Consider the following 21,923-nt stretch of genomic DNA (forward strand, 5'->3'; position numbering starts at 1 on the left):
GCCGTCTAGCTGCGAGGCTAGACATCCGTAGACGCGGCTATCGGCGTGTCCTGTCGCTCGACAGAAAACTAGGGCTGTCTAGCGTGGATGCTAGACAGCCCTAGTTTTGGCTACCGCCGGCCGCGCCCCTGGTCAGCGCCGCTTTAGCTGGTCAGGGCCGCTTCAGACAGAGGACGAAGTCGAGGGTGTCCAGCTCGCTGTCGAAGAAGTACCAGTCGGTGTAGCCGTCGACCTTGGCGCACTTCGCCTCGGCGTCCTTCTTGCCGCTGGTCGCGCCGTCGATCCGGCGCAGCACCTGGTACGACTTGGCGCCGCACCCGCTGATCACCAGCTTCGGCTGGTCGGCCGGCCCCTCGTTGCGTACGCACTGGCCCGCCTTCACGAAGCGCGGATCGGTCGAGGACGCCGGGGCCGGCGCGGTGGTCACCGGATCCGCCGGCTCGCTCGCCTGCCCGCTCGGGTCGGTGGTCGCCGAGGCGGACGCAGCCGTCCCGCTCGCCGGGGCCGGCTCGTCCCGACCGAGTAACCAGAACGCACCGGCGCCGCCGAGCCCGAGCAACACCAGCACGGCCAGCGCCGCGACCAGCGGACCCTTGCCGCGCTTCGGCGGCGTCGGCTCGGCGTACGGGGGCTGCCCGCCGTACCCGGGATCCGCCGCGTACCCCGGGTACGGCGCGGGGCCCGCCGGCTGCCCACCGTCCCAGGAAACGGCCGGCTCGTACCGCTGGGCCGGTGGCTCGCCCCAGCCGCCCGGCTGGGTGGCGTACCCCGGGTCGTACCCATGGTCGTAGCGCGGGTCGCGGTCGTACCCGTGGTCGTAGCGCGGGTCGGGGGCGTACCCGTCCTCCGGTCGCCGTCCGCTCCACGGCTCGGGTAAGCCGCCGCCCGGTGGTCCGAAGTTCGCCATGAAGGTCCTCCTGCGTGCGCCGTTGCTGAGAGGCCGGCCACCAACGGGGGACGCCGACGCCGTCGTCACCGTAGCGTGGTCCACCGATGCGCTCACGCCCTCTCAGTGCGACGCCGGCCGTCGCCCACGCTCCCGCCGCCCGTCCCGCGCTGATCTGGACCGCGCTGGTGGTGGTCTACGTGCTCTGGGGCTCGACCTATCTGGGCATCCGGGTGGCGGTCGAGTCGCTGCCGCCGCTCACCTCCGCGGCGCTGCGGTTCGCCGCGGCGGCCAGTGTGCTCGCCCTGGTGCTGCGGTTCCGCCGGGGACCGGGGGCGCTCCGCGTCGACCGGCGGCAACTCGGGTCCGCCGCCCTGGTCGGCCTGCTGCTGCTCGCCGGCGGCAACGGCCTGGTGGTGCTCGCCGAGTCCGGTCCGTCCGGGGCCGCGGTGCCCTCCGGCATCGCGGCGCTGCTCGTGGCCACCGTCCCGCTGCTGGTCGTGCTGCTGCGTACGCTCGGCGGCGACCGGCCCCGGCGGTGGACCTTCGCCGGGGTGGCCCTCGGCTTCGTCGGCCTCGTGCTGCTCGTACTCCCCGCCGACGGGCCGGGGACGGTGCCGGTGGCCGGCGCGCTCACCGTGGTCGCGGGGGCCACCTCCTGGTCGGTCGGCTCCTTCCTCTCCGGGCGCATCCGGATGCCGGCCGATCCGTTCGTGGCCACCGTCTACGAGATGATCGCCGGCGCGGTGGCGCTCGCCGTGATCGCCGCCGCCCGGGGCGAGCTGACCGACTTCTCCCCTGCCGAGGTGACCGGCCGTTCCTGGGCGGCACTGGCCTATCTGATGGTGGCCGGCTCGCTGGTCGCCTTCACCGCGTACGTCTGGCTGCTGCACCACGCCCCGATCTCCATGGTCGCCACCTACGCGTACGTGAACCCGGTGGTCGCGGTGGCGCTCGGCGCGTTGCTCGCCGCGGAGCCGGTCACCCATCAGGTGCTGCTCGGCGGGGCGGTGATCGTCGCCGGGGTGGCGGTGGTGGTGAGCACCGAGCGGCCCCGCAAACCGGCGACCGGCCGGATCGACGGGGCGGTCCCGGAGGCGGCCCGCCGGTAACATCCTGGCCCGTGTCCGCCGGGTTGGTGATGGCTGCCGCGCCGCTCGGCGCGCTGGCCGGCTGGGCCGCCGTCCCCTTCGCCGGCCGTTCACCGGTGCGGAGCGAGGCGAGGCTCCGGCCGGGGTACCGGTGGTCCGATCCGACGCGGAGGCTTCGACCGACCGCCCAGGCGGCGGAGGCCGACGGGTCGGCCGGCTCACGGCGGCCGTCGTCGGCGCGGTGGTGTTCGGCGGCCTCGCGCTGGCCCGGGGCGCCGATCCGGCGCTGCTGGTGTTCTTGCTGGTCGCAGCGGTCGGACTGGCGCTCGCGCTGGTGGACCTGGCCTGCCTGCGGCTGCCCGATCCGCTGGTGGCTCTCGCCGCCGGGTGCGGCGGGCTCGGCCTGGTCGCCGTCGCGCTGCTCACCGGCACCCTTGGCCGACTGTTCCCCGCGCTGGCCGGGGCGGCCGTCTCCTTCGGCGGGTACGTCCTGCTCGCGTTGCTGCCCGGGTCCCGGCTCGGCTTCGGCGACGTGAAGCTCGCCGCCGCGCTCGGCCTGCCGCTCGGCTGGCTGGGCTGGCCGACGCTGGCGCTCGGCCTGCTCCTGCCGCACCTGCTCAACGGCGTGGTGGTGCTCGCCCTGCTGGCTGCCCGCAAGGTACGCCGGGACACCGCCCTGCCGTTCGGCCCGGCCATCCTGGTCGGTGCCTGGCTGGCGGTCCTGTTCGCCTGATCCCGCCCATCAGGCGTTAACAGGGGACCCTTCTTTCACATGAGGCGGAGTTGGCGGTCCTTGGGGCGGCGGGGCTCGGCCTCGCCGAACCGTTCGAAGAGCCCCGGGTCGATCACGTCGAGGAACGGGGACGGGCGGCACTCGCGTTCCGCGCCGTGGCGGCTGCGCCGGGCGGCGTGGCTGACGTACAGCCGGTCCTGGGCCCGGGTGAGCCCGACGAAGAAGAGCCGCCGCTCCTCGGCGACCGCGTCGTCGTCCGGCTCCGCCCCCGGCCAGCGCAGCGGCAGCAGCCCGTCCTCGGCACCGACCAGGAAGACCACCGGGAACTCCAGGCCCTTGGCCGCGTGCAGGGTGAGCAGGGTGACCGCCTCGGCGCGCGGGTCCAGGGCATCCACCTCCGCCCCGGTCGCGAGCTGGGAGAGGAAGAGCCCGAGGTCGTCGCCGCAGCGCCGGGCCAGCGGGGTGAGCAGGTCCACCGCCGTACGCACGTCCTCGGGGCGGACCGAGCCGGCGCCGTCGAGCGTCGGCACGGCGAAGCGGTCCGCCAGGATCTGCCCGGCCAGCCGGACGCGGGCGGCCAGCGAACCGTCGAGCCCGGCGTGCCGCAGCTCGCGGGCGATGGCCGTCACCCCCGGGCGGTCCCGGAGCCGGTCGTGCGAGCGCTTCTGCACCGGGATGTTCGCCCGGGCCAGGGCGTCCACGATCGGGGCGGCCTGGGAATCGGTGCGGTAGAGCACCGCGATGTCGGAGAACGACAGCGAGGTGGACCGGCCGTCGATCCGGCCCGAGTCGAGCGAGCGGTGGGACAGGCCGCCGACCAGATCGTCGACGGTGCGTACCACGAAGTCGGCCTCGTCGGCGACGGAGGCCGCGGCGTAGCGACCGACCAGCGGGGCCTCCGGGTCGAGCCGGGCCGGGTCGAGCCGGCGGCCGCGGACCAGCGACGACGGCGCGATGGCCTGCACGGCGGCGGCCAGGATCGGCGCCGACGAGCGGTAGTTGCGGTTCAGCCGGACCAGCCGGGCGTCGGTGAAGTCCTGGGAGAAGCGCAGGAAGTAGCCGACGTCCGCGCCCCGGAACGAGTAGATCGCCTGGTCGGGGTCGCCGATCGCGCAGAGGTTGCCGTCGGCGGGGCTGAGCAGCCGCAGCAGCTCGTACTGGACGGCGTCGACGTCCTGGTACTCGTCGACGAAGACCCACTTCCAGCGTTCCCGGTACTCCCGGACCAGCTTCTTGTCGCCCTTCAGCAGCGCGACCGGCACGGTGAGCAGCTCGTCCAGGTCGACCAGGTCCCGCTTGCGCAGCAGCGCGGCGTACCGGTCGTCGTCGTCACCGGCCTCGGTCCGGGCCGCCGCGCGGTCCGCGTCGTCGGCGATCCGGAAGTCCGCCGGCAGCCCGGCGGCCTCGGCGTTCTGCCGCAGGATGGTCAGGCCCAGTGAGTGGAACGTGCCGACCGTGACGTCCTCGGCCACCGGGCCGAGTAGCCCGTCCAGGCGGTGCCGCAGCTCCTCGGCCGCCCGCCGGGTGAAGGTGATCGCCAGGCACTGCTCCGGGAAGACGTTCAACTCCGCGCAGAGGTACGCGATCCGGTGGGTCAGCGTACGGGTCTTGCCGGTGCCCGGGCCGGCCACGATGAGCAGCGGGCCGCCCGGCGCGGAGGCGGCCACCCGCTGCATCGCGTCGAGCCGGTCCAGCAGGCCGGTGCCGACCTCCTCCATGCCGGCGAGCATCGGCTCGAACGGCTCGTGCGGGGAGGGCACCGGCGCGATCGGTGGCGGAGGCGGCGAGGTCGGCTTCCGCTTCGGCTCCGCCTTGGCCGCCGCCGGGCGGGCGGCCTTCGGCTTCGGCGCCGGCTCCGCGGGCTTCCGCTGCGCGGGCACGGGTACGTCGAAGAGCGTCTCCTGCCCGCCGGACGCGCCGCCGCCCAGCTCGGCCGGGTCGAAGAGAGTGATCACGCCGTACTCGCCGTCGTAGCCGGGGATCCGGCGTACGTCGCCCCGGCGCAGCCGCCCGATGCCCTCGGCGAGCAGCTCGCCGCCGACCCGGCCCATCTCGTCCAGCGGGGTGCTGGTGAGGATCTCCAGCTCCGGGCCGAGCGTGGCGATCAGCTCGTTGAGCTTCCCCTCGACCTTCTTCGAGCGGGCGCCCACCTTGTTGATCTCACCGAGGATCTCGGCCAGCGGCACCAGGTGGGTCACCTCGCGGGCGTGCGCCGGCCGATGCCCCGCGGAGCGGTCGGCCAGCTCCTCGACCCGGCTCAGTACGCCCACCGTCAGCGGCTTGCCGCACTCCGGGCACCGCCCGCCGGCCGCCCGGGTCCGCTCCGGCGACCAGTTGACGCCGCAGAGCCGGTGCCCGTCGGCGTGGTACTTGCCCTCTTCCGGGAAGAACTCGATGGTGCCGGCCAGCCCGTCCCCGGTCCGCAGCGCCTCGCGGATGGCGAAGTAGTCGCGCGCCGAGGTGAACACCGTGGCCTCGCGGGCCAGCGCCGGCAGGGAGTGCGCGTCCGAGTTGGACACCAACTGGTAGCGGTCCAGACTGCTCACCCGCCAGTTCATCCCCGGATCGGAGGAGAGACCGGTCTCCACGGCGAAGACGTGTTCGGCCAGGTCGGCGTAGCAGTCGGCGATCGCATCGAAGCCGGACTTCGAGCCCAGTGCCGAGAACCAGGGCGTCCAGATGTGCGCCGGCACCAGGTAGCCGTCCGGGCTGGCCTCCAGCGTGATCTCCAGCAGGTCCCGGGAGTCCAGGCCGAGGATCGGCCGACCGTCGGACCCCAGGTTGCCGATCCGGCCCAGCGCGGCGTTGAACCGGGCCACCGCGTCCAGGTCGGGCAGGTAGATGAGGTGGTGCACCTTCCGGGTCCGGTCGTCCCGCTTGTAGATCGTGGAGATCTCCACGCTGAGCATGAACCGGACCGGGTCCGTCTCCGCCTCGCTGGCCAGCCGGGGCGGCAGTTGGCGGGCGATGTCCCGCTCCGCCTCGGGGCTGAGCCGGTACAGGCCGGGCTCGGCCGGTTGCAGCGTCTCGCGCAGGTGGTCGTACCAGGCGGGATGGGTGAAGTCGCCGGTGCCGAGTACGCCGATGCCCTTGCGTCGGGCCCAGCGGGCCAGGTTCGGCAGGGTCAGATCGCGGCTGCACGCGCGCGAGTACTTCGAGTGGATGTGCAGATCCGCGACGAACGGCGAAAGGCCACCGGGGGGTGCGGCGCTGAACGGAGGCACGCCGCATCCTGTCACGCCCGGCGTACCGACCGCCCGCCGCCACGCGTACTCGTGACCTGAGCAATCCGGTGCTGGACTGCGCGACCCGGCCGCGCTATGGGGCCCGCAGCTCGACCAGGGTCACCTGCGGCGGCGCGCCGACCCGGACCGGCGGGCCCCAGAAGCCCGCGCCGTTGGTCACGTAGACCTTGGTGCCGTCCACCTCGCCGAGGCCGGAGACCACCGGCTGCTGGAGCCCGACCAGCAGGTTGAACGGCGCCATCTGGCCGCCGTGGGTGTGCCCGGAGAGTTGCAGGTCCACGCCGAACTTCGCCGCCTCGTGCACGGCCACCGGCTGGTGCGCCAGCAGCACCACCGGCCGGCTCGGGTCCCGGTCGCCGAGAGCTGCGGCGAAGTCGGCGGGGGCGGCCAGCCCGGTGCCGGTGGCGGTCACGTCGTTCACCCCGGCCAGGTCCAGGACGCCACCCCGGGCGTGGATCTCCTGGCGCTCGTTCTGGAGCACCCGCAGGCCGAGCCGGTCCACCTCGCGGACCCACTCCTCGACGCCCGAGTAGTACTCGTGGTTGCCGGTGACGAAGAAGCTGCCGTACCGGGAGCGCAGGTCGCGTAACGGTTCCGCCGCCTCGCCCAGCTCGGCCACCGAGCCGTCGACCAGATCGCCGACCACCGCCACCAGGTCGGCGTCGAGCCGGTTGATCATCGCCACGATCCGCTGGGTGTGCGAGCGACCGCGCAGCGGCCCGAGGTGGATGTCGGAGACGGTGGCGATCCGTAGCCCGTCCATGCTGCGGGGCAGCTTGGCCAGCGGGATACGCACCCGGTCCAGCTGCGGCGGACCCATTGCGGTGCGGACGCCGTACCCGGTGATGCCGGCGGCGGTGAGCCCGGTGAAGATCGCTGCCCCCCGGGCGAGCAGCAACCGCCGGGACGGGTCGTGGTCGGGCGGCCCGGCCGGCCCGACCGGCGGCTCGGCGGGCGGCTCGACCGGCGCGGCGACCGGCGGCTCGGCGGGCGGCTCGCCACCGCTGACCGGGTCGCCCGCCCCGACGAGGGCCGGTTCCGGCGCGGCGATGGGGGGCACGGCGGTGGGGGGCGCGGCGAGCCGTGCCTGCCGGCGCAGCACCAGCTTCGCTACCGCCATCGGCACTTCCAGCGCCAGCAGCAGGACCAGCAGGTAGAACATCAGGGCGATCCAGACAAACCCTGGCCAGGCCAGGATGCGTATGCCGGCCCGGTTCGTGCCCATGGTCGCCGGCACCAGCAGAGCCAGCAGGAGGACGACGAACCCGCCGATCCGCCGCCCGCGTCCGGGGGTGGTGGTGTCCAGGACCAGCCGCTTCCACACGTACAGGTGAATCAGGACGGTCGCGAGCAGGGCGAAGCCGATGATGGTCGCCAACACAGGACCTCCCTCAGCCGCCCGCGAACGGCGGCAGCACGTCGACCGTCACCCCGGCGGGCAGCGGTGCCTGCCGATCGTGGCAGGCCATCCCGTCGACCAGGAAGCTGGCCGCCTTCAGCACGACGGCCAGCCGTTCGCCGTGCCGCGCGGTCAGCTCGTCGACCAGCTCGTCGAGCGACCGGCCGGCGGACGCGGTCTCCTCGGCGCGGCCGGCGGCGGCCCGCGCACCGGCGAAGTAGCGGACGGTGAGCTGCACCGATCAGCCTCCGATCGCCGACATCGGGCGGGCGGGTTGCAGGAACGTCGGATCGTCGATGCCGTGCCCGGCCCGCTTGCCCCACATCGCGGTACGCCAGCGCCGGGCCAGCTCGGCGTCGTCCGCCCCGGCGCGCAGTGCGCCGCGCAGGTCGGACTCCTCGGTGGCGAACAGGCACGCACGGACCTGGCCGTCGGCGGTGAGCCGGGTCCGGTCGCAGTCGCCGCAGAACGGGCGGGTCACACTGCCGATCACCCCGACCCGGGCCGGGCCGCCGGCCACCAGCCAGGTCTCGGCCGGCGCCGTGCCCCGCTCGGCCGGGTCCTCGCTCAGTTCGAACTCGGCTTGCAGGCCGGCGAGGATCTCCTCGGCGGTGACCATCGTGGCGCGGTCCCAGCCGTGCTGGGCGTCCAGCGGCATCTGCTCGATGAAGCGCAGCTCGTAGCCGTGGGCCAGGGCGAACCGGAGCAACGCGGGGCCCTCGTCGTCGTTGACCCCGCGCATCAGCACCGCGTTGACCTTCACCGGGGTCAGCCCGGCGGCCGCCGCGCCGGCCAGCCCGGCGAGCACGTCAGCCAGCCGGTCCCGCCGGGTCAGCTCGGTGAACCGGGCCCGGTCCAGGGTGTCCAGCGACACATTCACCCGGTCGAGGCCGGCGGCGCGCAGGGCGGGCGCGAGGCGGGCCAGCCCGAGGCCGTTGGTGGTGAGCGAGATCCGGGGCCGGGGCTCCAGCTCGGCCACCGCCGACACGATGCCGACCAGGCCGGGGCGGATCAGCGGCTCCCCGCCGGTGAAGCGGACCTCGGTGACGCCGAGCCGGTGCACCGCGACCCGGATCAGCCGGACGATCTCGTCGTCCGTGAGCAGCTGCGGCGCGGCCAGCCAGGGCAGCCCCTCGGCCGGCATGCAGTACGTGCAGCGCAGGTTGCATCTGTCAGTCAGCGAGACCCGCAGGTCCCGGGCGACGCGGCCGTACCGGTCGATGAGGACCCCGTCGGCCGTCGGGGCAGCGGTCACCTGTCGACCGTAGCGTGTCCGGCGCCGCGGAGCACGGCCCGGGCGGCCGAGCCCACCGCGTCCCGGTATGCCGCGCCGAACAGCGCGGTGTGCACCAGCAACAGGTGGAGCTGGTGCAGCGGCATCCGTTCGCGCCAGCCGTCGGCCAGCGGCCACCTCTCTTGGTAGGCGGCGAGAATCCGGTCCAGGTGCGGCGCGCCGCCGAAGAGCGCGAGCTGGGCCAGGTCCGTCTCGCGGTGGCCGCCGTGCGCGGCCGGGTCGACCAGCCACACCCGGTCGTCCGCCCCCCAGAGCAGGTTGCCCGGCCAGAGGTCGCCGTGTACGCGAGACGGCGGCTCGTCACCGCCGAACTCACCGACCCGGTCGATCAGCTCCTCGACCAGGCCGGCCTCCGCGTCCGCGAGCGCGCCGTTGTCGACCGACATCCGCAGGTACGGCAGCAGCCGCCGGCGGGCGAACCACTCCGGCCACGGGCCCGGGGCCGGCGTGTTGTCCTGCGGCAACGCGCCGATGAACCCGGTCCACTCGGCGCCGAACGTCGAGGCACCGGCCCGGTGCAGCCCGGCCAGGTCGCGTCCGAACCGCTCGGCCGCCTCTGGCGTCGGCTCGCCGGGGTCGACCCAGTCGAGCGCCAGCAGCTCCGGCAGCGCCACGATCACCTCCGGTACGGCGACCGTGCCCGCCTCACGAAGCCAGCGCAGCCCGGCCGCCTCGGTGGCGAAGAAGCCCTCGGGGACCGGACGCCCCGCGCGCTCCGGCCAGCTCTTGGCGAAGACCGAGTGCCCGTCGTCGAGGGTGAGTCGGGACGCGGCGCAGATGTCCCCGCCGGAGACCGGCGTCTCCCGGATCCGCTGATGGGTCAGGAAGGTGGGCAGGTGCTCCGGGTGTGCCCGCAGGTACGCCAGGTCCATGACCGCAAGGTAGCGGGTCCGACCGCTCTCTGCGGTGTCGTACGCCGTCCCGGTACCTGCCGTACGGCGCTCACCTGCACCGATACTCTCCGTATCTGTGGACAACCCGCGTGTCGTCCACAGGGCCTGTCGGCCCGGCGGTCCGCCGCCGCACGCTGCGGGCATGACTCCGACCGACCGCCCCCGGCTCGCCGTCCGTTCCCCCGGTGACCTCGTCGCCGCCGTGCCGTACCTGCTCGGCTTCCATCCCGCCGAGAGCGTCGTCGTGGTGGCGCTGCGCGGCCGTCGGGTCGTGTTCGCCGCCCGGGGCGACCTGCCCGAGCCGGGTGCCGATCCACGACCCGCCGCCCGGCATCTCGCCCAGGTCGTCGCCCGGCAGGGCACCGAGTCCGCCACCGTGATCGGCTACGGTCCGGCCGCCCGGGTGACCGGGGCGGTCGACGCGGTCGGCGAGGCGCTGAACGCGTCCGGGCTCCTCGTCCTGGACGCGCTGCGGGTCACCGACGGGCGCTGGTGGTCCTACCTCTGCACCGAGCCGGAGTGCTGCCCGCTCGACGGCACCCCGTACGACCCGGAGGCCAGCGAGGTCAGCGCGGCGGCCGTCTTCGCCGGCCAGGTGGCCCTGCCCGACCGGGCCGCGCTGACGGCGCAGGTGTCCCCGCTCGACGGGCCGGTCCGGGTCGCCATGCGCCGGGCCACCGTGCGGGCGCGCCGGCGAATGATGGACCTGATCGAGGAATCGGCGGAGACCGTTCTGGTCGGCGGACGGACGGTGCAGTCCGCGGGGGTGGCGGCGTTGCGCGACGCGTTCCGCCGGCAGCGGCGCGGCGAGCGACTGGGCGACGACCGGGCGGCCTGGCTGACCGTGCTTCTCACCCAACTCCCGGTACGCGACCACGCGTGGGAACGGACCGACGGCCGGGACACTGACATCAGCCTCTGGACGGACGTGCTGCGCCGGGCCGAGCCGGAGCTGATCGCCGCCCCCGGCAGCCTGCTCGCCTTCGCCGCCTGGCGGGCGGGACAAGGCGCTCTTGCGGCGGTGGCCCTGGAACGGGTGCTCGCCGCTCACCCGGACTATTCGCTCGCGCTGCTCCTGGACGACATGCTCCGCCGCGGGCTGCCCCCGTCGGAGCTGGACGGCTGGCCCGCGGTCGATTCCTCCGGGGTGGTTCGCCGCCGGCCCCGCCGTCGCATTCACCGCCGGCGTATCTGAGAACCCGTCTTTGATGTCGTTAGGTGGCGGGAGTTCTTCACACGGCCAAGGCCGGCTCGCGCACCATGAACACGTCCACCGGATCTTCGGTCTCGACTGTGAATCCGTGCCGCTCGTACAGCCGCCGGGCCGAACTGCCCTGCAGCACGTTCAGCCGGACCGGCGTGCCATCGCGGTCGCACTGCTCCAGCAGCCCGCGCAGCACGGCCGCACCGATGCCGCTGCCCTGCAGGTGCGGGGCCAAGTAAAAGTGCTCCAGCCAGTGGGCGTCCTCGGCCGGCCGCAGCGACACGCAGCCAGCGAACGCGCCGCCCACCTCGATCACCCAGGTGTGCGCCGGCGCGAACCCGTCCCGCAGTCGCTGCCGCACCCGCTGCTCGTCGTACCGCCCGAGCCGCTCCAGATCCGCCCGCAGCACCACGGCCCGCAACTCGGCCACCGCCTCGACGTCCGCCACCGAAGCCGGTCGGATCTCCCAGTCCGCCATGATCGCCAGGCTATCGCCAAGCTTCTCCCGCTCTCGTTGATCCTCTGGCTCCGCGAACCCGCCAGGTGATCACTTCTGGGGACAGGCTCTGACACCGCCGTCGAACGGTGGATCCGCGAGCATCGGCCCGAGCTGGCCGACGAGGAGTAGGGGATCTGGGCGGAAGCTATTCCTTGATCCGCTCCGCGCCCGCGTAGGCGTTCATCGTCCGGCCGCGCAGGAAGCCGACCAGGGTCATCCCGGCCTCCTCGGCCAGCTCGACGGCGAGGGTGCTGGGCGCGGAGACCGCCGCCAGTAGCGGCACGCCCGCCATCCACGCCTTCTGGGCCAGCTCGAAACTCGCCCGGCCGGAGACCAGCAGCACGTGCCCGGCGAGCGGCAGCCGGCGCTCCCGGACCGCCCAGCCGACCACCTTGTCCACCGCGTTGTGCCGGCCGACGTCCTCGCGCAGCACCACCAGATCACCGTCGGCGGTGAAGAGGCCGGCCGCATGCAGGCCGCCGGTCCGGTCGAAGGCGCGCTGCGCCGCGCGCAGCCGGTCCGGCAGGGCGGCCAGCATTTCCGCGCTCACGTTGAGCGCGTCGTCCCGCACGGCGAACCGCGACCGGGTGCGTACGGCGTCGATGCTGGCCTTGCCGCACACCCCGCACGAGCTGGTCGTGTAGAAGTTGCGAGCCGGGTCGGTGGCGGGCTCGGGTACGCCCGGGGCCAGCACCACGTCGACCACGTTGTAGGTGTTCGGCGTTTCCGCACCGGCGCAGAGCTGCGCGGTGTGCACGTCGTCGGCCGACCGGATCAGCCCCTCGGTGAGCAGGAACCCGATCGCCAGGTCCAGGTCTTCGCCGGGGGTACGCATGGTCACCGCCAGCGGCTTTCGCCGGCCCGGGCCGGCCGGACCGACCCGGATCTCCAGCGGCTCCTCCACCGCCAGGGTGTCCTGCCGCCGTACCCGGGCGCGCCCGTCAACCGCCGCGTCGAGGTCGATCCGGAGCACGCCGCGCCGGTCAGTAGCCCGTCCCATCCCGCCATCCTGCCCCGCCAGGCCAGCCCTCCGTACGCCGACGCCGCTCCCGCCCGGCCAGGCGCGCTGCCGCGTGATCCACTCAAACTGCGGCATGTCACGGCGTCCTACGCCCGCAATGCCCCAACCTGCCGCATCTCGCGCCGGCCCACCCCGCTCGGAGGGCGTCCGGCACGGTTACCGTGGCCCGGTGACGACGTACGCGGCGCTGGTGCTCTCGGGTGGCGCGGGCCGGCGGATGGGCGGGGTGGACAAGCCGGCGCGCCCGGTCGGCGGCCGGCCGATGCTGCACCGGGTGCTGGCCGCGGTCGCCGACGCCGCGCCGCGGATCGTGGTCGGCCCGGCCGGCCCGCTTCCCGAGGGAGTGCGGGTGACCCGTGAGCAGCCCCCCGGCGGTGGACCGGTAGCCGCCACCGCGGCCGGGCTGGCCCTGCTCGACCCCGGTACGACCACCGTCGCCCTGCTCGCTGCGGATCTGCCGCTGCTGACCCCGACGGCGGTGGCCGACCTGCGGCGCGCGCTCCAGGCATCGGGCGGTGGCTTTGCTCCCGGCGACCCGGCGAGCGGTCGGCACCGGCCGGCCGACGGTGCTGTACGACTCGCCGCCGACGTCGCCTGCTATGTCGACGGGGACGGTCGCCGGCAGCAGCTCTGCGGGGTGTGGCGAGCCGCCGCGCTGCGGGCCGCCGTCGACCGGCTGGCCGCCGAGCGGGGCGGCACGCTCGACGGCGCTCCGGTGCGCGGGCTGTTGGCCGGCACGGTCGTCCGGGAGGTGTCCTGGTCCGGCTCCGGGCCGCCGCCCTGGTTCGACTGCGACACTGACGAGGACGTACGCCGGGCCGAGGAGTGGACGCGATGACGGTGATGGACGACTGGGTCACGGCGGCCTGCGCCGAGCTGGGGCTCGACCCGGGCGAGGTGTCGGTGCCGGTCGTGCTGGACCTGGCGAAGGACGTGGCCCACCAGGTGCTGCGTCCGGGTGCGCCGGTGACCGCGTACCTGTTGGGGGTGGCCGTGGGGCGGGGGGCCGACCCGGCCGCGACGGCCGCCCGGCTGAGTGAGCTGGCCGGCTCCTGGCCGGTCGAGCTGGACGGGACCGCACCGACCGAGTAGCCCGTTCCGGGCGGGACCGCACCGAGTAGCCGGTTCCGGACGGGACCGCACCGACCGAGTTGCCCGTTCCGGGCGGCTGTCCGATCCCGGTCCGGCGTGATTCGGCCTCCACCGCCCGTGGGTAGGGTGACGGTGACGGACGGAGGCGATCATGACGGCAGACCACCCCTCGGCGCTGGCTGACGAGCCCGCCGGCGCGACGCCGGAGCAGTACGAGTCGATCCTGCTGGACGAGCCGACCACGGCCGACCTCCGGGCCAAGGTGACCGAGGCCTGGCGGGAGTTCGCCCGCGCGCTGGCCGACCGGCTCCGCGCCCTGCCCGCCGGTGCGCACCTGGAGCTGACCCTCGACCCCACCGCCTCCGGCACCGGGGACGCCGTCTATTCGATCGGTGTGGACGTCGGCAAGGAGGGGCGGCTGTCGGCGCGGGCGGTCGGCAACGCCATGCTGCCGCCGGGCTACCGGCTGGACCGGGCCGCGGTGGCCGACATGATCGCGCTTAGCTGGTCCCCGCCCGGCGTGGTGGAGGGCTCCGGCGACCAGTTCGGCCTGGACTGCGCGGCGGATGAGAGCGTCCGGCTGGCGGCCGTGCTGTCCCGGACGCTCCGGGATGTCTACGGCGCCCCGCACCCCGCCTTCCTGGTCTACCTGGTGCAGGATGCCGAGGGGGAGCCGCTGCCGCTGGAGCCGCTGGGTACCGCCCGCAGTGAGTTCGGCCCGGACCGGGACGTGGCGCCCGACATCGACGAGGCGCTGGCCGAGGCGGCAACCGGCCGGACCGGCGACAGCGACGTGCTCGTGCTGGAGGAGCGGGTGCGTACGGTCGTTTCCACCATGCTGCGATCCAAGTCCGACCAGCTGCAGGTCGACTCGGACGGGGACATCAACATCCGGGCCGGCTCGGCGATGGTCTTCGTCCGGGTACGCGACAACCCGCCCCTGGTCGACGTCTTCTCCCCGGTGCTCACCGAGGTCGAGCCGACCGAGCGCCTCTACGTCAAGCTCTCCGAGTTGACCAACCGGATGCCGATCGGCCGCCTCTACTGCGCGGACGACACGGTCTGGGCCTCGATCCCGGTCTTCGGCCGCAACTTCCAGCCGACCCACCTGATGCTCGCGGTGCAGGTGATGACCGGCTTGGCCGACGAACTGGACGACCGGCTGCACGGCGAGTTCGGCGGCAAGCGCTTCTTCGGCGAGGGCGACAAGCCGTCCCGCGCCGAGGAACACCGCACCGGCATGTACCTCTGACCACCCCCCACCCCACCCCACCCCACCCCGCCGCCTCGGCCACGCGGGGGAGGGGAATCAGTGGATGTCGAGGAGGGTCTTGCCGATGGTGGCGCGGGACTCGATGGCGGCATGCGCGTCGGCGGCCTGTTCCAGCGGGAAGCGCTGCCCGATCATCGGGCGTAGCCGCCCGGCCGCCGCCTCGGCGAGCGCCTGTTCGGTGAACGCCCGCAGCTCGGCCGGCCCGGCGGACGGCCGGAGCAGGGTCACTCCGCGCGCCGCCGCGAGGTCGCCGGGCAGGTCCGCCCAGGCGCCGCTGGCCAGCCCGAAGCTGAGCATCCGCCCGCCCGGGTCGAGCAGATCGAACGCGTCGCGGGCGAGTTGGCCACCCACCCCGTCGAAGACCATGTCCACCCCGCCGGTGGCCGCGCGCACCCGCTCGGTCCAGCCCGGCTGTCGGTAGTCCACCACCGGGTCGAGGCCCCGGTCGCGAAGCACCGCCACCTTCCGGCCACCCCCGGCGGCGGCCACGACCTGCGCCCCGGCGGCCGTGGCGAGCTGCGTCAGCAGGCTGCCCACGCCGCCCGCCGCCGCCTCGACCAGCACCCGCTCGCCGCGGCGCAGCCGGGCCGCGTGCACCAGCATGGTGGCGGTACGACCGTCGGCGAGCACCGCGACCGCCTCGTCCAGCGGCAGCCCGTCCGGCACCTCGATCGGTGCGCCCCGGTCGACGACGACCCGCTCGGCGTACCCGCCCGAGCCACCGGTGCTGCTCACCACCCGGCGCCCGACCAGGTCCGGCTCGACGTCGGCGCCGACGGCGGCGATCACGCCACCGACCCCGTTGCCGGGGATCAACGGCGGTGCGGCCGGGAACGGGCCGAACCCGGTGGCCCGGAACATGGTCTCCACGAAGGTGAGGTTGGTGTGTGCCACCTCGATCAGCACCTGCCCCGGCCCGGGCACCGGATCGGGCGCCGGGCCTGGCACCAGCACCTCCGGATCGCCGAACTCCCGTAACCACACCGCGCGCACGCGTCCCCCTTCCGACGGCCGGCCTCCAGCCAACAACCTCAACCCGGGTTGAGGTCAACTGGCGGATGCTTGGCGGCGGGTGGGGCCGGCAGCGCCCCACCCGCCGGGGAGGGAGGTGTCAGGTCAGGGGCAACCAGCCGAGGCTGCGGGCGGTGGTCGGGTCGGTGACCCGCAGCCCCGCCTCCGAGACGGTCCAGAGTTCCCCGCCGACCAGCAGGGACCGCCGAGGCTGGTCGCTCGCGTGGCCGACCGTGCCCACCTCGGTGATGTCGCGGTCGGTGACGGTGAGCAGCTGGATCGATCCGGTGCCCAGCGGCAGCGCCACCAGCCCGGTCGCCGGCTCGAACAGGAAGGCGTGCGGGTCGTACTCGACCGTCGAGAAGGCCCCGGGTACGTGGTAGCGGGCCAGCCGGGCGGGGCGGGCCGGGTCGTGGACGTCGAAGAGGGAGACCTGGAGGCCCTGTATCCGGCCCCGGGTGTCGGCCTCCTGCCCGACCCCGAGCAGCCGGTCCCCCGGCACCGGGTGCAGGTACGCCGACCAGCCGGTGATCTTCAGCTCTCCGGTGACCCGGGGCGCGGCCGGGTCGGTCAGGTCGAGCGCGTAGAGCGGGTCGGTCTGCCGGAACGTGACCATGTAGCCGGTGCCGCCGAGGTAGCGCACGGAGTAGATCCGCTCGCCCCGGCCCAGGCCGGCGACCATCCCGGTCTCGGCCAGCCGCCCGCCCCGTCGGGTGAGCACGTGGACGGCCGACTCGGTGGTCGTACCCCGAGCGCTCTCCCGGGTCGTGGCCACCCGCAGGTGGCCCTGCCACTCGGAGAGGGCGTACTGGTTGATGGGCGTGCCGGGGACGCTGCCGGCCGCGACGTACCGGGGGCGCCCGGGACCGCCGGTGTCGAACTGGTAGATCTCGGTCCGCACGGCCTCCGGCCGCCACGGCCGATTCCACGTGCGCGGCCCGGGACCGGCGCTGCCGGCCAGATAGAGGCTGCCCGGCGTGCCGTACACGAGGTCGGCGTCGGACGCGACGCTGACCGGATCGCCGTCGCCGAGCCGGCCGGTGGCGAGATCGAAGCTGAGCACGGTCAGCAGCGAGGTGCCGGTGGAGTCCGCCGGCCGGCTCAGCCGGTCGCAGCCGACCCGGCCGGTGTGCCGCTCGTCGCCGGCGGTCCACTCGTACCGGGGCAGCCAGGCGTCCAGGCCGGCCTTCGCGATCACCGCACGGTTGGCCGCGGTCTGCTCGGCGTCGGTGCTCCGCTCGTGGTACGGGAAGGAGAGCCGCGGCTCCGAGCGGACCACCACCCGGGCGGTCGACCCGGTCAGCCGCGCGTCGAGCAGGCTGCCCTCGATCCGGTACGTCCCGATGATCCTCGGCGGCCCGGCCAGGTCGACCAGGAGCAGCCGGGGTCGGGGGTCGACCGGGCGCGGCTGGGGTCGGGTGTCGCCTTCGGCTCGCCCGGTCATCGGGACTACCTCCGGCGCCGACGACCGGACCAGCACCAGCGCCTGGTCGCCGTGCAGGAGCAGGTCGTTGTCGGGCCACCAGCGGTCCTGGTCCGCCCCGGCGAGGTCGAGCCGGCCGGTCTCCCGCCGGGTCGCGGGATCCACCACCCGCAGCACCCCGCCGGTGACCGTGACGATCCGCCGTCCGTCGGTCTTCACCAGGTCCGGCTCGTCGGCACCCGGCTCGTGGTTGTTGGTGGTGGAGTATGCCGGCGTGGCGCCGGTGACGTCCGCCCGCTCCGCGACGGCTGCGCCCTGCGCCGGCACGGCGCCACTCGCGCCCATGGCACGCCGCCAGCCCGGCCCGAAGCCCCATGGGCCGACGACGGCGGTGGCAGCCGCCCGCAGCCCGGCCAGCGCCTCGGCGCACGAGTCGTACGCGATCAGCCGGAGCGTGCCGGGTGGCGGCGGCACGGGCGTAGACGCTGTCGGGGCGACGGCGCTACCGGTCAGCAGGGCAAGCGCGAGCAGGCCGGTCGCTCCGGCGGCGGCGGTTACCGATCTCATGTCCGCTTCGACGCCGGCCCTCCCGGACCGGTTCCCGCCCGGCCTGCCGAGCGTGCCACGCCAGCAAGGGCGACCGGACGCTGCCCGGCCCGTTCTCAGGAGGCCGACGGGCCGACGCCGGGGGACTCGACCAGCCGGGAGAGGACGATGGTGCTGCGGGACGAGGTGACGAAGGACTCGGCGCGTAGCCGCTCCAGCGCCTCCTCGAGGTGGGCGATGTCGGCGGCCCGCAGGTGCACCAGCGCGTCCGCCTCCCCGGAGACGGTGTACGCGCCGACCACCTCCGGGTGCCGGCGCACGGCGGCCCCGATCTGCGCCGGGGTGGTCCGGCCGGCGCAGAAGAGTTCGACGAACGCCTCCGTGGTCCAGCCGACGGCGGCCGGGTCGACGACCGCGGTGAAGCCCCGGATGACGCCGGCGGATCGGAGCCGGTCGACGCGTCGTTTGACCGCGGGGGCGGAGAGTGACACCCGGGCGCCGATGTCCGCGTACGAGGCGCGGGCATCTGCCACGAGTAACGCAATGATTCGCTGGTCGACTGCGTCGATCTGCAATGTTCCGCCTCTGGGAAGCAATGGTTGTGGCTGTTACCAAAGTTGTACCGTACCTACTCTTGGTGACCGTGAACCAGCAGCGAGTCCCGCGAAAGCGGACATACGTCATGTGCTCGCCCGAACACTTTGCGGTCGAGTACGCGATCAACCCGTGGATGGACGTGACCGCGCCGGTCGACGCGGACCTGGCGGTCAAGCAGTGGGACCGCCTGCGGGAGGCCCTCGTCGGCCTCGGCCACGAGGTGCACCTGCTCACCCCCGAGCACGGGCTGCCCGACATGGTCTTCGCCGCCAACGGCGCCTTCGTGGTGGACGGCACGGTCTACGGGGCCCAGTTCAAGCACGAGCAGCGGACCGCCGAGGCCACCGCGCATCGGGCCTTCTACGAGGCGAACGGCTGGCGGTTCATCGCGCCGAGCGAGACCAACGAGGGCGAGGGCGACTTCGCGTACCTGCCGGACGCGCACGGCGGCCTGATCCTCGCCGGCCACGGCTTCCGCACCGAGCTGGCGGCGCACGCCGAGGCGCAGGAGGCGCTCGGCCGCCCGGTGGTCTCGCTGCGCCTGATCGACCCGCGCTTCTACCACCTGGACGTGGCGCTCGCCGCGATCGACGACGAGAACATCGTCTACTACCCGGGCGCCTTCTCGGCGGCCAGCCGGAAGGTCCTCGCCCAGCTCTTCCCGGACGCGCTGATCGCCGACGACGAGGACGCGCTGGCCTTCGGCCTGAACCTGGTCAGCGACGGGCTCAACGTCGTGCTGAACAGCGAGGCGACCCGGCTGGCCGGCAAGCTCAAGGCCGTCGGCTACCACCCGGTCCCGGTCGAGCTGGCCGAGCTGAAGAAGGGCGGCGGCAGCGTGAAGTGCTGCATCGCCGAGCTGCGCCACTGACGCGCGCCCCGGCACCGAGCACGGAAACGGGCGGCCTTCCCGCGGGGAGAACCGCCCGTTCGGCGTACGAGGGGGATCAGCCCAGGGTTGCCAGCTCGCTGACCACCACGTTCGACAGCATCCGGCCGTCGAGCTGGACCTGGCGCAGGTACCACTTCTGCTGCGGGGTACGCGGCTGGTTGAACTGCCAGGCCCCGCGCGGGCTGTCGACTTGGCCGATCTTGCCGAGCGCCAGGTTGACCTGCTGCGGAGTCGGATCCGCCCCGACCAGCCGGATCGCCTTGTCCAGCACCTGCGCGGCGTCGTACGAGGCCATCGCGTAGGTGGTCGGGGTGGCGTTGTGCGTCTTCCGGTAGGCCGCGGCGAACACCCGGTTGGCGCTGTTGTTGAGGTCGGCCGAGTAGTTCAGGGCGGTGTGGATGCCAGAGCCCTCGATCTGCTTCCGCATCTCGCCCCCCTCCCCGTCGTCGAGCTGGCTCAACACGGTGCCCTCGGTGAGGAAGCCGGGCGCGTAGATCGGACCCCGGTAGCCCTCGTCGTAGAGCTGCTTGATGAAGGCCACCGCGGCCGCGCCGGTGTAGTGGCAGAAGACCGCGTCCGGCTTGCGAAGCAGTGCCTTGCGGATCGCGGTGGTGTACGTGCCCTTGCCCGGGTTGGGCAGGTCGGGGGTGTAGATCGGTTCGCTGATCTGGCGACCGCCCTGCTCGTAGCCCCGCCGGAAGCCCTCGATGACGTCCCGGCTGCTCGCACTCTGCGGCGCGACCACGGCGATCTTGCTGGACGGGTCCAGATCCTGCCGCAGGTACTGGCCGAGCGCGTCGCCCGGCTCACTGAGCACGTACGACGTGCGCCAGATGTAGACGACACTCTGCAGGCTGATCGGGGAGGCGTTGGAGCCGACCAGCGGAACCCGGGCCTGCTCGATGGCGTCCCGGATGCCGAACATGACGGTGGAACTGACCACGCCGGTGAGCGCGAGCACGCCCTCCTTGAGGAGCTGGTCGACGGCGGCCTCGCCGCTTTTCTTGCTGTCGCCCTCCTCGGCCGTCACCAGGGTCACCGGGTGCCCGCCGAGCTGCTGGTCGTTGAGGCTGAGGAAGAGCTGGAACCCGTTGGTGATCTCGTCCCCGATGGCCTTGTTCGGGCCGCTCCCCGGCACGATGAGCCCGATCTTGATCGGGCTGCCCGGGGTGGTGGTGCCCTGCGAGTCGGAGCCGCAGCCCGCCGCCAGCCCGGTGGTACCGAGTGCGGCCAGCAGCTGAAGAGCCCGCCTGCGGTTCATCTGCGACACCGATTTCCTTCCCCGAAAGGCTGACGGGACGCACGCCCCCTCGGCGTTCTACCTGCTTGGCGACGCTGCGTCAATTCCCGGAACATCATCGTGCAGGGACCGCAACGCACCGACCACCCGGGGCCATGCCGCCGAGTCGGGGGCAATGAGCCCATAGTGCTCGCACTCGGGCAGCTCGATCAGGGTGGCCGGGGTGCCGGCGGCGCAGGCGGCGGCCACCCAGGAGCGACTCATCGCGACCGGAACCTGGCGGTCGAGGGCACCGTGAATGACTACCGTACGCACCGGTGTCGCCACCGATGCCGATGGATCGGCGGCCGCGTACCGCTCGGGGACCTCGGCCGGGCCGCCGCCGAGCAGCGCGGCCACCGCGCCCCCGTCCAGGTCCAGCCGGTACGCCTCGGCCAGGTCCGCGACCGGCGCCAGCGCGAGCACTCCGCCGACCGCAGCCGGGGCGTGCGCCGCCACGTGGAGCGCCAGGTGCCCACCCGCCGAGTGCCCGATCAAGATCGGCGGGGCGGGCGCCACCAGCCCGGGCAGCGCGGCAGCGGCCAGCTCGGGCAGCGCGGCGACCCCGGCCAGCACATCGGTGAGGGTGTTCGGCCACCCCCCGTCGGGCTGGCCGGTACGCCGGTACTCGACCTGGGCGACCGGGTGACCGAGCGCGGCCAGCGCGGCGGCCATCGGGCCGGTGTGGGTGCGGTCGTAGTCGGCGCGCCAGAAGCCGCCGTGCACCACGACCACCAGCCGCCGCGCCGGCCCGCCGGCGGGCGGTCGGCGAAGATCGGCAAGCTGCTCCGGGTGGTCGCCGTAGGCGACCGTGACGTCCGGCGGCGGGGCCGGTCGGGTCAGTACGGCGCGTGGGTCTGCGGACATGACGGCGACCGTAGCGCTGGATCGCTTCGGTCCGTTAGCCGATCCCGGCGCGCGCGGACGGCTGCGGCTGGGTGAAGATGGGGCCATGACCGAAGCGCGCGCTGCCGGACCGAACGACGAACACGACAACGACGGCATCCCCGGCACGGTGGTGGTGGTCGGGCCGGACGGTCGACCGGTCGGCACCATGCAGACCGAGGAGGGGCAGGGCGAGGACCCGACCCGCCTGGTGGAGCAGCCGGCCAAGGTGATGCGGATCGGCAGCATGATCAAGCAGCTGCTGGAGGAGGTCAAGGCGGCCCCCCTCGACGACGCCAGCCGGCACCGGATGCGGGAGATCCACGAGCGGTCGATCGTCGAGCTGAAGGAGGGGCTCGCGCCCGAACTGCGCGAGGAGCTGGAGCGGATCTCGCTGCCCTTCACCGAGGACAAGGCGCCCAGCGAGAGCGAGCTGCGGATCGCCCACGCCCAGCTGGTCGGCTGGCTGGAAGGGCTGTTCCACGGGATCCAGGCCGCCCTGGTCGCCCAGCAGATGGCCGCCCGGGTCCAGCTCGAGCAGATGCGCTCCGGCCGGGCCGCGCTGCCGAGCGGCCCCGGTGGCATGGCCCCCGGCATGCCGGGCATGCCGCCGACCAACGAGGGGCACGCGCCGGGCCAGTACCTCTGACGGCGCGGGCG

General features: G+C 73.9%; 21 protein-coding genes. 8 read left to right on the forward strand and 13 right to left on the reverse strand.

Annotation, left to right across the window (positions count from 1 at the left end):
• Positions 1–151 precede the first annotated feature (151 nt).
• Positions 152–907: a flagellar basal body protein FliL gene (locus ACNAW0_RS10125; RefSeq protein WP_416287477.1), complete on the reverse strand. Its 756-nt coding sequence runs from the start codon at positions 905–907 to the stop codon at positions 152–154.
• Positions 908–993: 86 nt separating this feature from the next.
• Between ACNAW0_RS10125 and ACNAW0_RS10130 the strand changes: the two genes are divergently transcribed.
• Positions 994–1,998 (forward strand): EamA family transporter, encoded by a 1,005-nt coding sequence (locus ACNAW0_RS10130; RefSeq protein ID WP_416287478.1) that lies wholly within the window; start codon positions 994–996, stop codon positions 1,996–1,998.
• A gap of 130 nt (positions 1,999–2,128) precedes the next feature.
• On the forward strand, positions 2,129–2,710 hold the full coding sequence (locus ACNAW0_RS10135) for a prepilin peptidase (protein ID WP_416287479.1): 582 nt from the start codon (positions 2,129–2,131) through the stop codon (positions 2,708–2,710).
• A 35-nt stretch (positions 2,711–2,745) separates the two neighbouring features.
• Here the strand turns inward: ACNAW0_RS10135 and ACNAW0_RS10140 are convergent, their stop codons facing one another.
• The 5 genes from ACNAW0_RS10140 to ACNAW0_RS10160 form a co-directional block, all read right to left on the reverse strand.
• The gene (locus tag ACNAW0_RS10140; RefSeq protein ID WP_416287480.1) at positions 2,746–5,934 is read right to left on the reverse strand and encodes a UvrD-helicase domain-containing protein; all 3,189 of its coding nucleotides are present in this window, start codon (positions 5,932–5,934) and stop codon (positions 2,746–2,748) included.
• 94 nt (positions 5,935–6,028) lie between these two features.
• Positions 6,029–7,333, reverse strand: a complete 1,305-nt coding sequence (locus ACNAW0_RS10145; protein WP_416287527.1) for a metallophosphoesterase — start codon at positions 7,331–7,333, stop codon at positions 6,029–6,031.
• Between the two features lie 13 nt (positions 7,334–7,346).
• A complete protein-coding gene (locus ACNAW0_RS10150) occupies positions 7,347–7,592 on the reverse strand; it encodes a MoaD/ThiS family protein (protein WP_416287481.1) in 246 nt (81 codons plus the stop codon).
• A gap of 3 nt (positions 7,593–7,595) precedes the next feature.
• Complete coding sequence (moaA, locus tag ACNAW0_RS10155; protein ID WP_416287482.1) at positions 7,596–8,609, reverse strand: GTP 3',8-cyclase MoaA; 1,014 nt, start codon at positions 8,607–8,609, stop codon at positions 7,596–7,598.
• Positions 8,606–9,520: a fructosamine kinase family protein gene (locus tag ACNAW0_RS10160; RefSeq protein WP_416287483.1), complete on the reverse strand. Its 915-nt coding sequence runs from the start codon at positions 9,518–9,520 to the stop codon at positions 8,606–8,608. The genes moaA and ACNAW0_RS10160 overlap by 4 nt, the downstream gene beginning before the upstream one ends.
• A 163-nt stretch (positions 9,521–9,683) precedes the next feature.
• Between ACNAW0_RS10160 and ACNAW0_RS10165 the strand changes: the two genes are divergently transcribed.
• The gene (locus tag ACNAW0_RS10165) at positions 9,684–10,736 is read left to right on the forward strand and encodes a DUF4192 domain-containing protein (RefSeq protein ID WP_416287484.1); all 1,053 of its coding nucleotides are present in this window, start codon (positions 9,684–9,686) and stop codon (positions 10,734–10,736) included.
• Between the two features lie 37 nt (positions 10,737–10,773).
• Here the strand turns inward: ACNAW0_RS10165 and ACNAW0_RS10170 are convergent, their stop codons facing one another.
• Positions 10,774–11,223, reverse strand: coding sequence for a GNAT family N-acetyltransferase (locus tag ACNAW0_RS10170; RefSeq protein WP_416287485.1), 450 nt, complete (start codon positions 11,221–11,223; stop codon positions 10,774–10,776).
• A 166-nt stretch (positions 11,224–11,389) separates the two neighbouring features.
• Positions 11,390–12,244, reverse strand: coding sequence for a formate dehydrogenase accessory sulfurtransferase FdhD (fdhD, locus tag ACNAW0_RS10175; RefSeq protein ID WP_416287486.1), 855 nt, complete (start codon positions 12,242–12,244; stop codon positions 11,390–11,392).
• Between the two features lie 190 nt (positions 12,245–12,434).
• Here fdhD and mobA point away from each other — a divergent pair, with 190 nt between their 5' ends.
• The 3 genes from mobA (at position 12,435) to ACNAW0_RS10190 (ending at position 14,609) form a co-directional block, all read left to right on the forward strand.
• Complete coding sequence (gene mobA / locus ACNAW0_RS10180) at positions 12,435–13,103, forward strand: molybdenum cofactor guanylyltransferase (RefSeq protein WP_416287487.1); 669 nt, start codon at positions 12,435–12,437, stop codon at positions 13,101–13,103.
• Entirely contained in the window at positions 13,100–13,357 is a 258-nt protein-coding gene (locus ACNAW0_RS10185; protein WP_416287488.1) for a DUF6457 domain-containing protein, read from the forward strand. Before mobA ends, ACNAW0_RS10185 begins: the two co-directional genes overlap by 4 nt.
• A gap of 151 nt (positions 13,358–13,508) precedes the next feature.
• Positions 13,509–14,609 (forward strand): T3SS (YopN, CesT) and YbjN peptide-binding chaperone 1, encoded by a 1,101-nt coding sequence (locus ACNAW0_RS10190; protein WP_416287489.1) that lies wholly within the window; start codon positions 13,509–13,511, stop codon positions 14,607–14,609.
• A gap of 57 nt (positions 14,610–14,666) precedes the next feature.
• Here ACNAW0_RS10190 and ACNAW0_RS10195 read toward each other — a convergent pair whose 3' ends face one another.
• From ACNAW0_RS10195 to ACNAW0_RS10205, 3 genes are all read right to left on the reverse strand, one after another.
• A complete protein-coding gene (locus tag ACNAW0_RS10195) occupies positions 14,667–15,623 on the reverse strand; it encodes a zinc-binding dehydrogenase (RefSeq protein ID WP_416287490.1) in 957 nt (318 codons plus the stop codon).
• 118 nt (positions 15,624–15,741) lie between these two features.
• Positions 15,742–17,631 (reverse strand): beta-propeller domain-containing protein, encoded by a 1,890-nt coding sequence (locus tag ACNAW0_RS10200; protein ID WP_416287491.1) that lies wholly within the window; start codon positions 17,629–17,631, stop codon positions 15,742–15,744.
• Between the two features lie 95 nt (positions 17,632–17,726).
• Positions 17,727–18,185 (reverse strand): Lrp/AsnC family transcriptional regulator, encoded by a 459-nt coding sequence (locus ACNAW0_RS10205; RefSeq protein WP_416287492.1) that lies wholly within the window; start codon positions 18,183–18,185, stop codon positions 17,727–17,729.
• A gap of 59 nt (positions 18,186–18,244) precedes the next feature.
• Here ACNAW0_RS10205 and ddaH point away from each other — a divergent pair, with 59 nt between their 5' ends.
• Positions 18,245–19,078: a dimethylargininase gene (gene ddaH, locus ACNAW0_RS10210; protein ID WP_416287493.1), complete on the forward strand. Its 834-nt coding sequence runs from the start codon at positions 18,245–18,247 to the stop codon at positions 19,076–19,078.
• Between the two features lie 76 nt (positions 19,079–19,154).
• Here ddaH and ACNAW0_RS10215 read toward each other — a convergent pair whose 3' ends face one another.
• Positions 19,155–20,369 carry an ABC transporter substrate-binding protein gene (locus ACNAW0_RS10215; protein ID WP_416287494.1) on the reverse strand — a complete coding sequence of 405 codons (1,215 nt, stop codon included), beginning with the start codon at positions 20,367–20,369 and terminating at the stop codon, positions 19,155–19,157.
• Positions 20,370–20,417: 48 nt separating this feature from the next.
• Complete coding sequence (locus ACNAW0_RS10220; RefSeq protein ID WP_416287495.1) at positions 20,418–21,245, reverse strand: alpha/beta hydrolase family protein; 828 nt, start codon at positions 21,243–21,245, stop codon at positions 20,418–20,420.
• An 85-nt stretch (positions 21,246–21,330) separates the two neighbouring features.
• Between ACNAW0_RS10220 and ACNAW0_RS10225 the strand changes: the two genes are divergently transcribed.
• On the forward strand, positions 21,331–21,912 hold the full coding sequence (locus tag ACNAW0_RS10225; protein ID WP_416287496.1) for a bacterial proteasome activator family protein: 582 nt from the start codon (positions 21,331–21,333) through the stop codon (positions 21,910–21,912).
• The last annotated feature ends 11 nt before the right edge of the window (positions 21,913–21,923 follow it).

It is taken from the genome of Micromonospora sp. SL1-18, assembly GCF_047921505.1.
In the GTDB taxonomy this organism is placed as follows: domain Bacteria; phylum Actinomycetota; class Actinomycetes; order Mycobacteriales; family Micromonosporaceae; genus Micromonospora.

What these genes read in the sequence shown, in the direction of transcription:
- ACNAW0_RS10220 (WP_416287495.1), bottom strand. Translation starts at nt 21,245, where the DNA reads ATGTCCGCAGACCCACGCGCCGTACTGACCCGACCGGCCCCGCCGCCG.
- ACNAW0_RS10170 (WP_416287485.1), bottom strand. Translation starts at nt 11,223, where the DNA reads ATGGCGGACTGGGAGATCCGACCGGCTTCGGTGGCGGACGTCGAGGCG.
- ACNAW0_RS10225 (WP_416287496.1), top strand. Translation starts at nt 21,331, where the DNA reads ATGACCGAAGCGCGCGCTGCCGGACCGAACGACGAACACGACAACGAC.
- ACNAW0_RS10165 (WP_416287484.1), top strand. Translation starts at nt 9,684, where the DNA reads ATGACTCCGACCGACCGCCCCCGGCTCGCCGTCCGTTCCCCCGGTGAC.
- ACNAW0_RS10185 (WP_416287488.1), top strand. Translation starts at nt 13,100, where the DNA reads ATGACGGTGATGGACGACTGGGTCACGGCGGCCTGCGCCGAGCTGGGG.
- ACNAW0_RS10200 (WP_416287491.1), bottom strand. Translation starts at nt 17,631, where the DNA reads ATGAGATCGGTAACCGCCGCCGCCGGAGCGACCGGCCTGCTCGCGCTT.
- ACNAW0_RS10125 (WP_416287477.1), bottom strand. Translation starts at nt 907, where the DNA reads ATGGCGAACTTCGGACCACCGGGCGGCGGCTTACCCGAGCCGTGGAGC.
- ACNAW0_RS10160 (WP_416287483.1), bottom strand. Translation starts at nt 9,520, where the DNA reads ATGGACCTGGCGTACCTGCGGGCACACCCGGAGCACCTGCCCACCTTC.
- ACNAW0_RS10190 (WP_416287489.1), top strand. Translation starts at nt 13,509, where the DNA reads ATGACGGCAGACCACCCCTCGGCGCTGGCTGACGAGCCCGCCGGCGCG.
- fdhD (WP_416287486.1), bottom strand. Translation starts at nt 12,244, where the DNA reads ATGGGACGGGCTACTGACCGGCGCGGCGTGCTCCGGATCGACCTCGAC.
- ACNAW0_RS10130 (WP_416287478.1), top strand. Translation starts at nt 994, where the DNA reads ATGCGCTCACGCCCTCTCAGTGCGACGCCGGCCGTCGCCCACGCTCCC.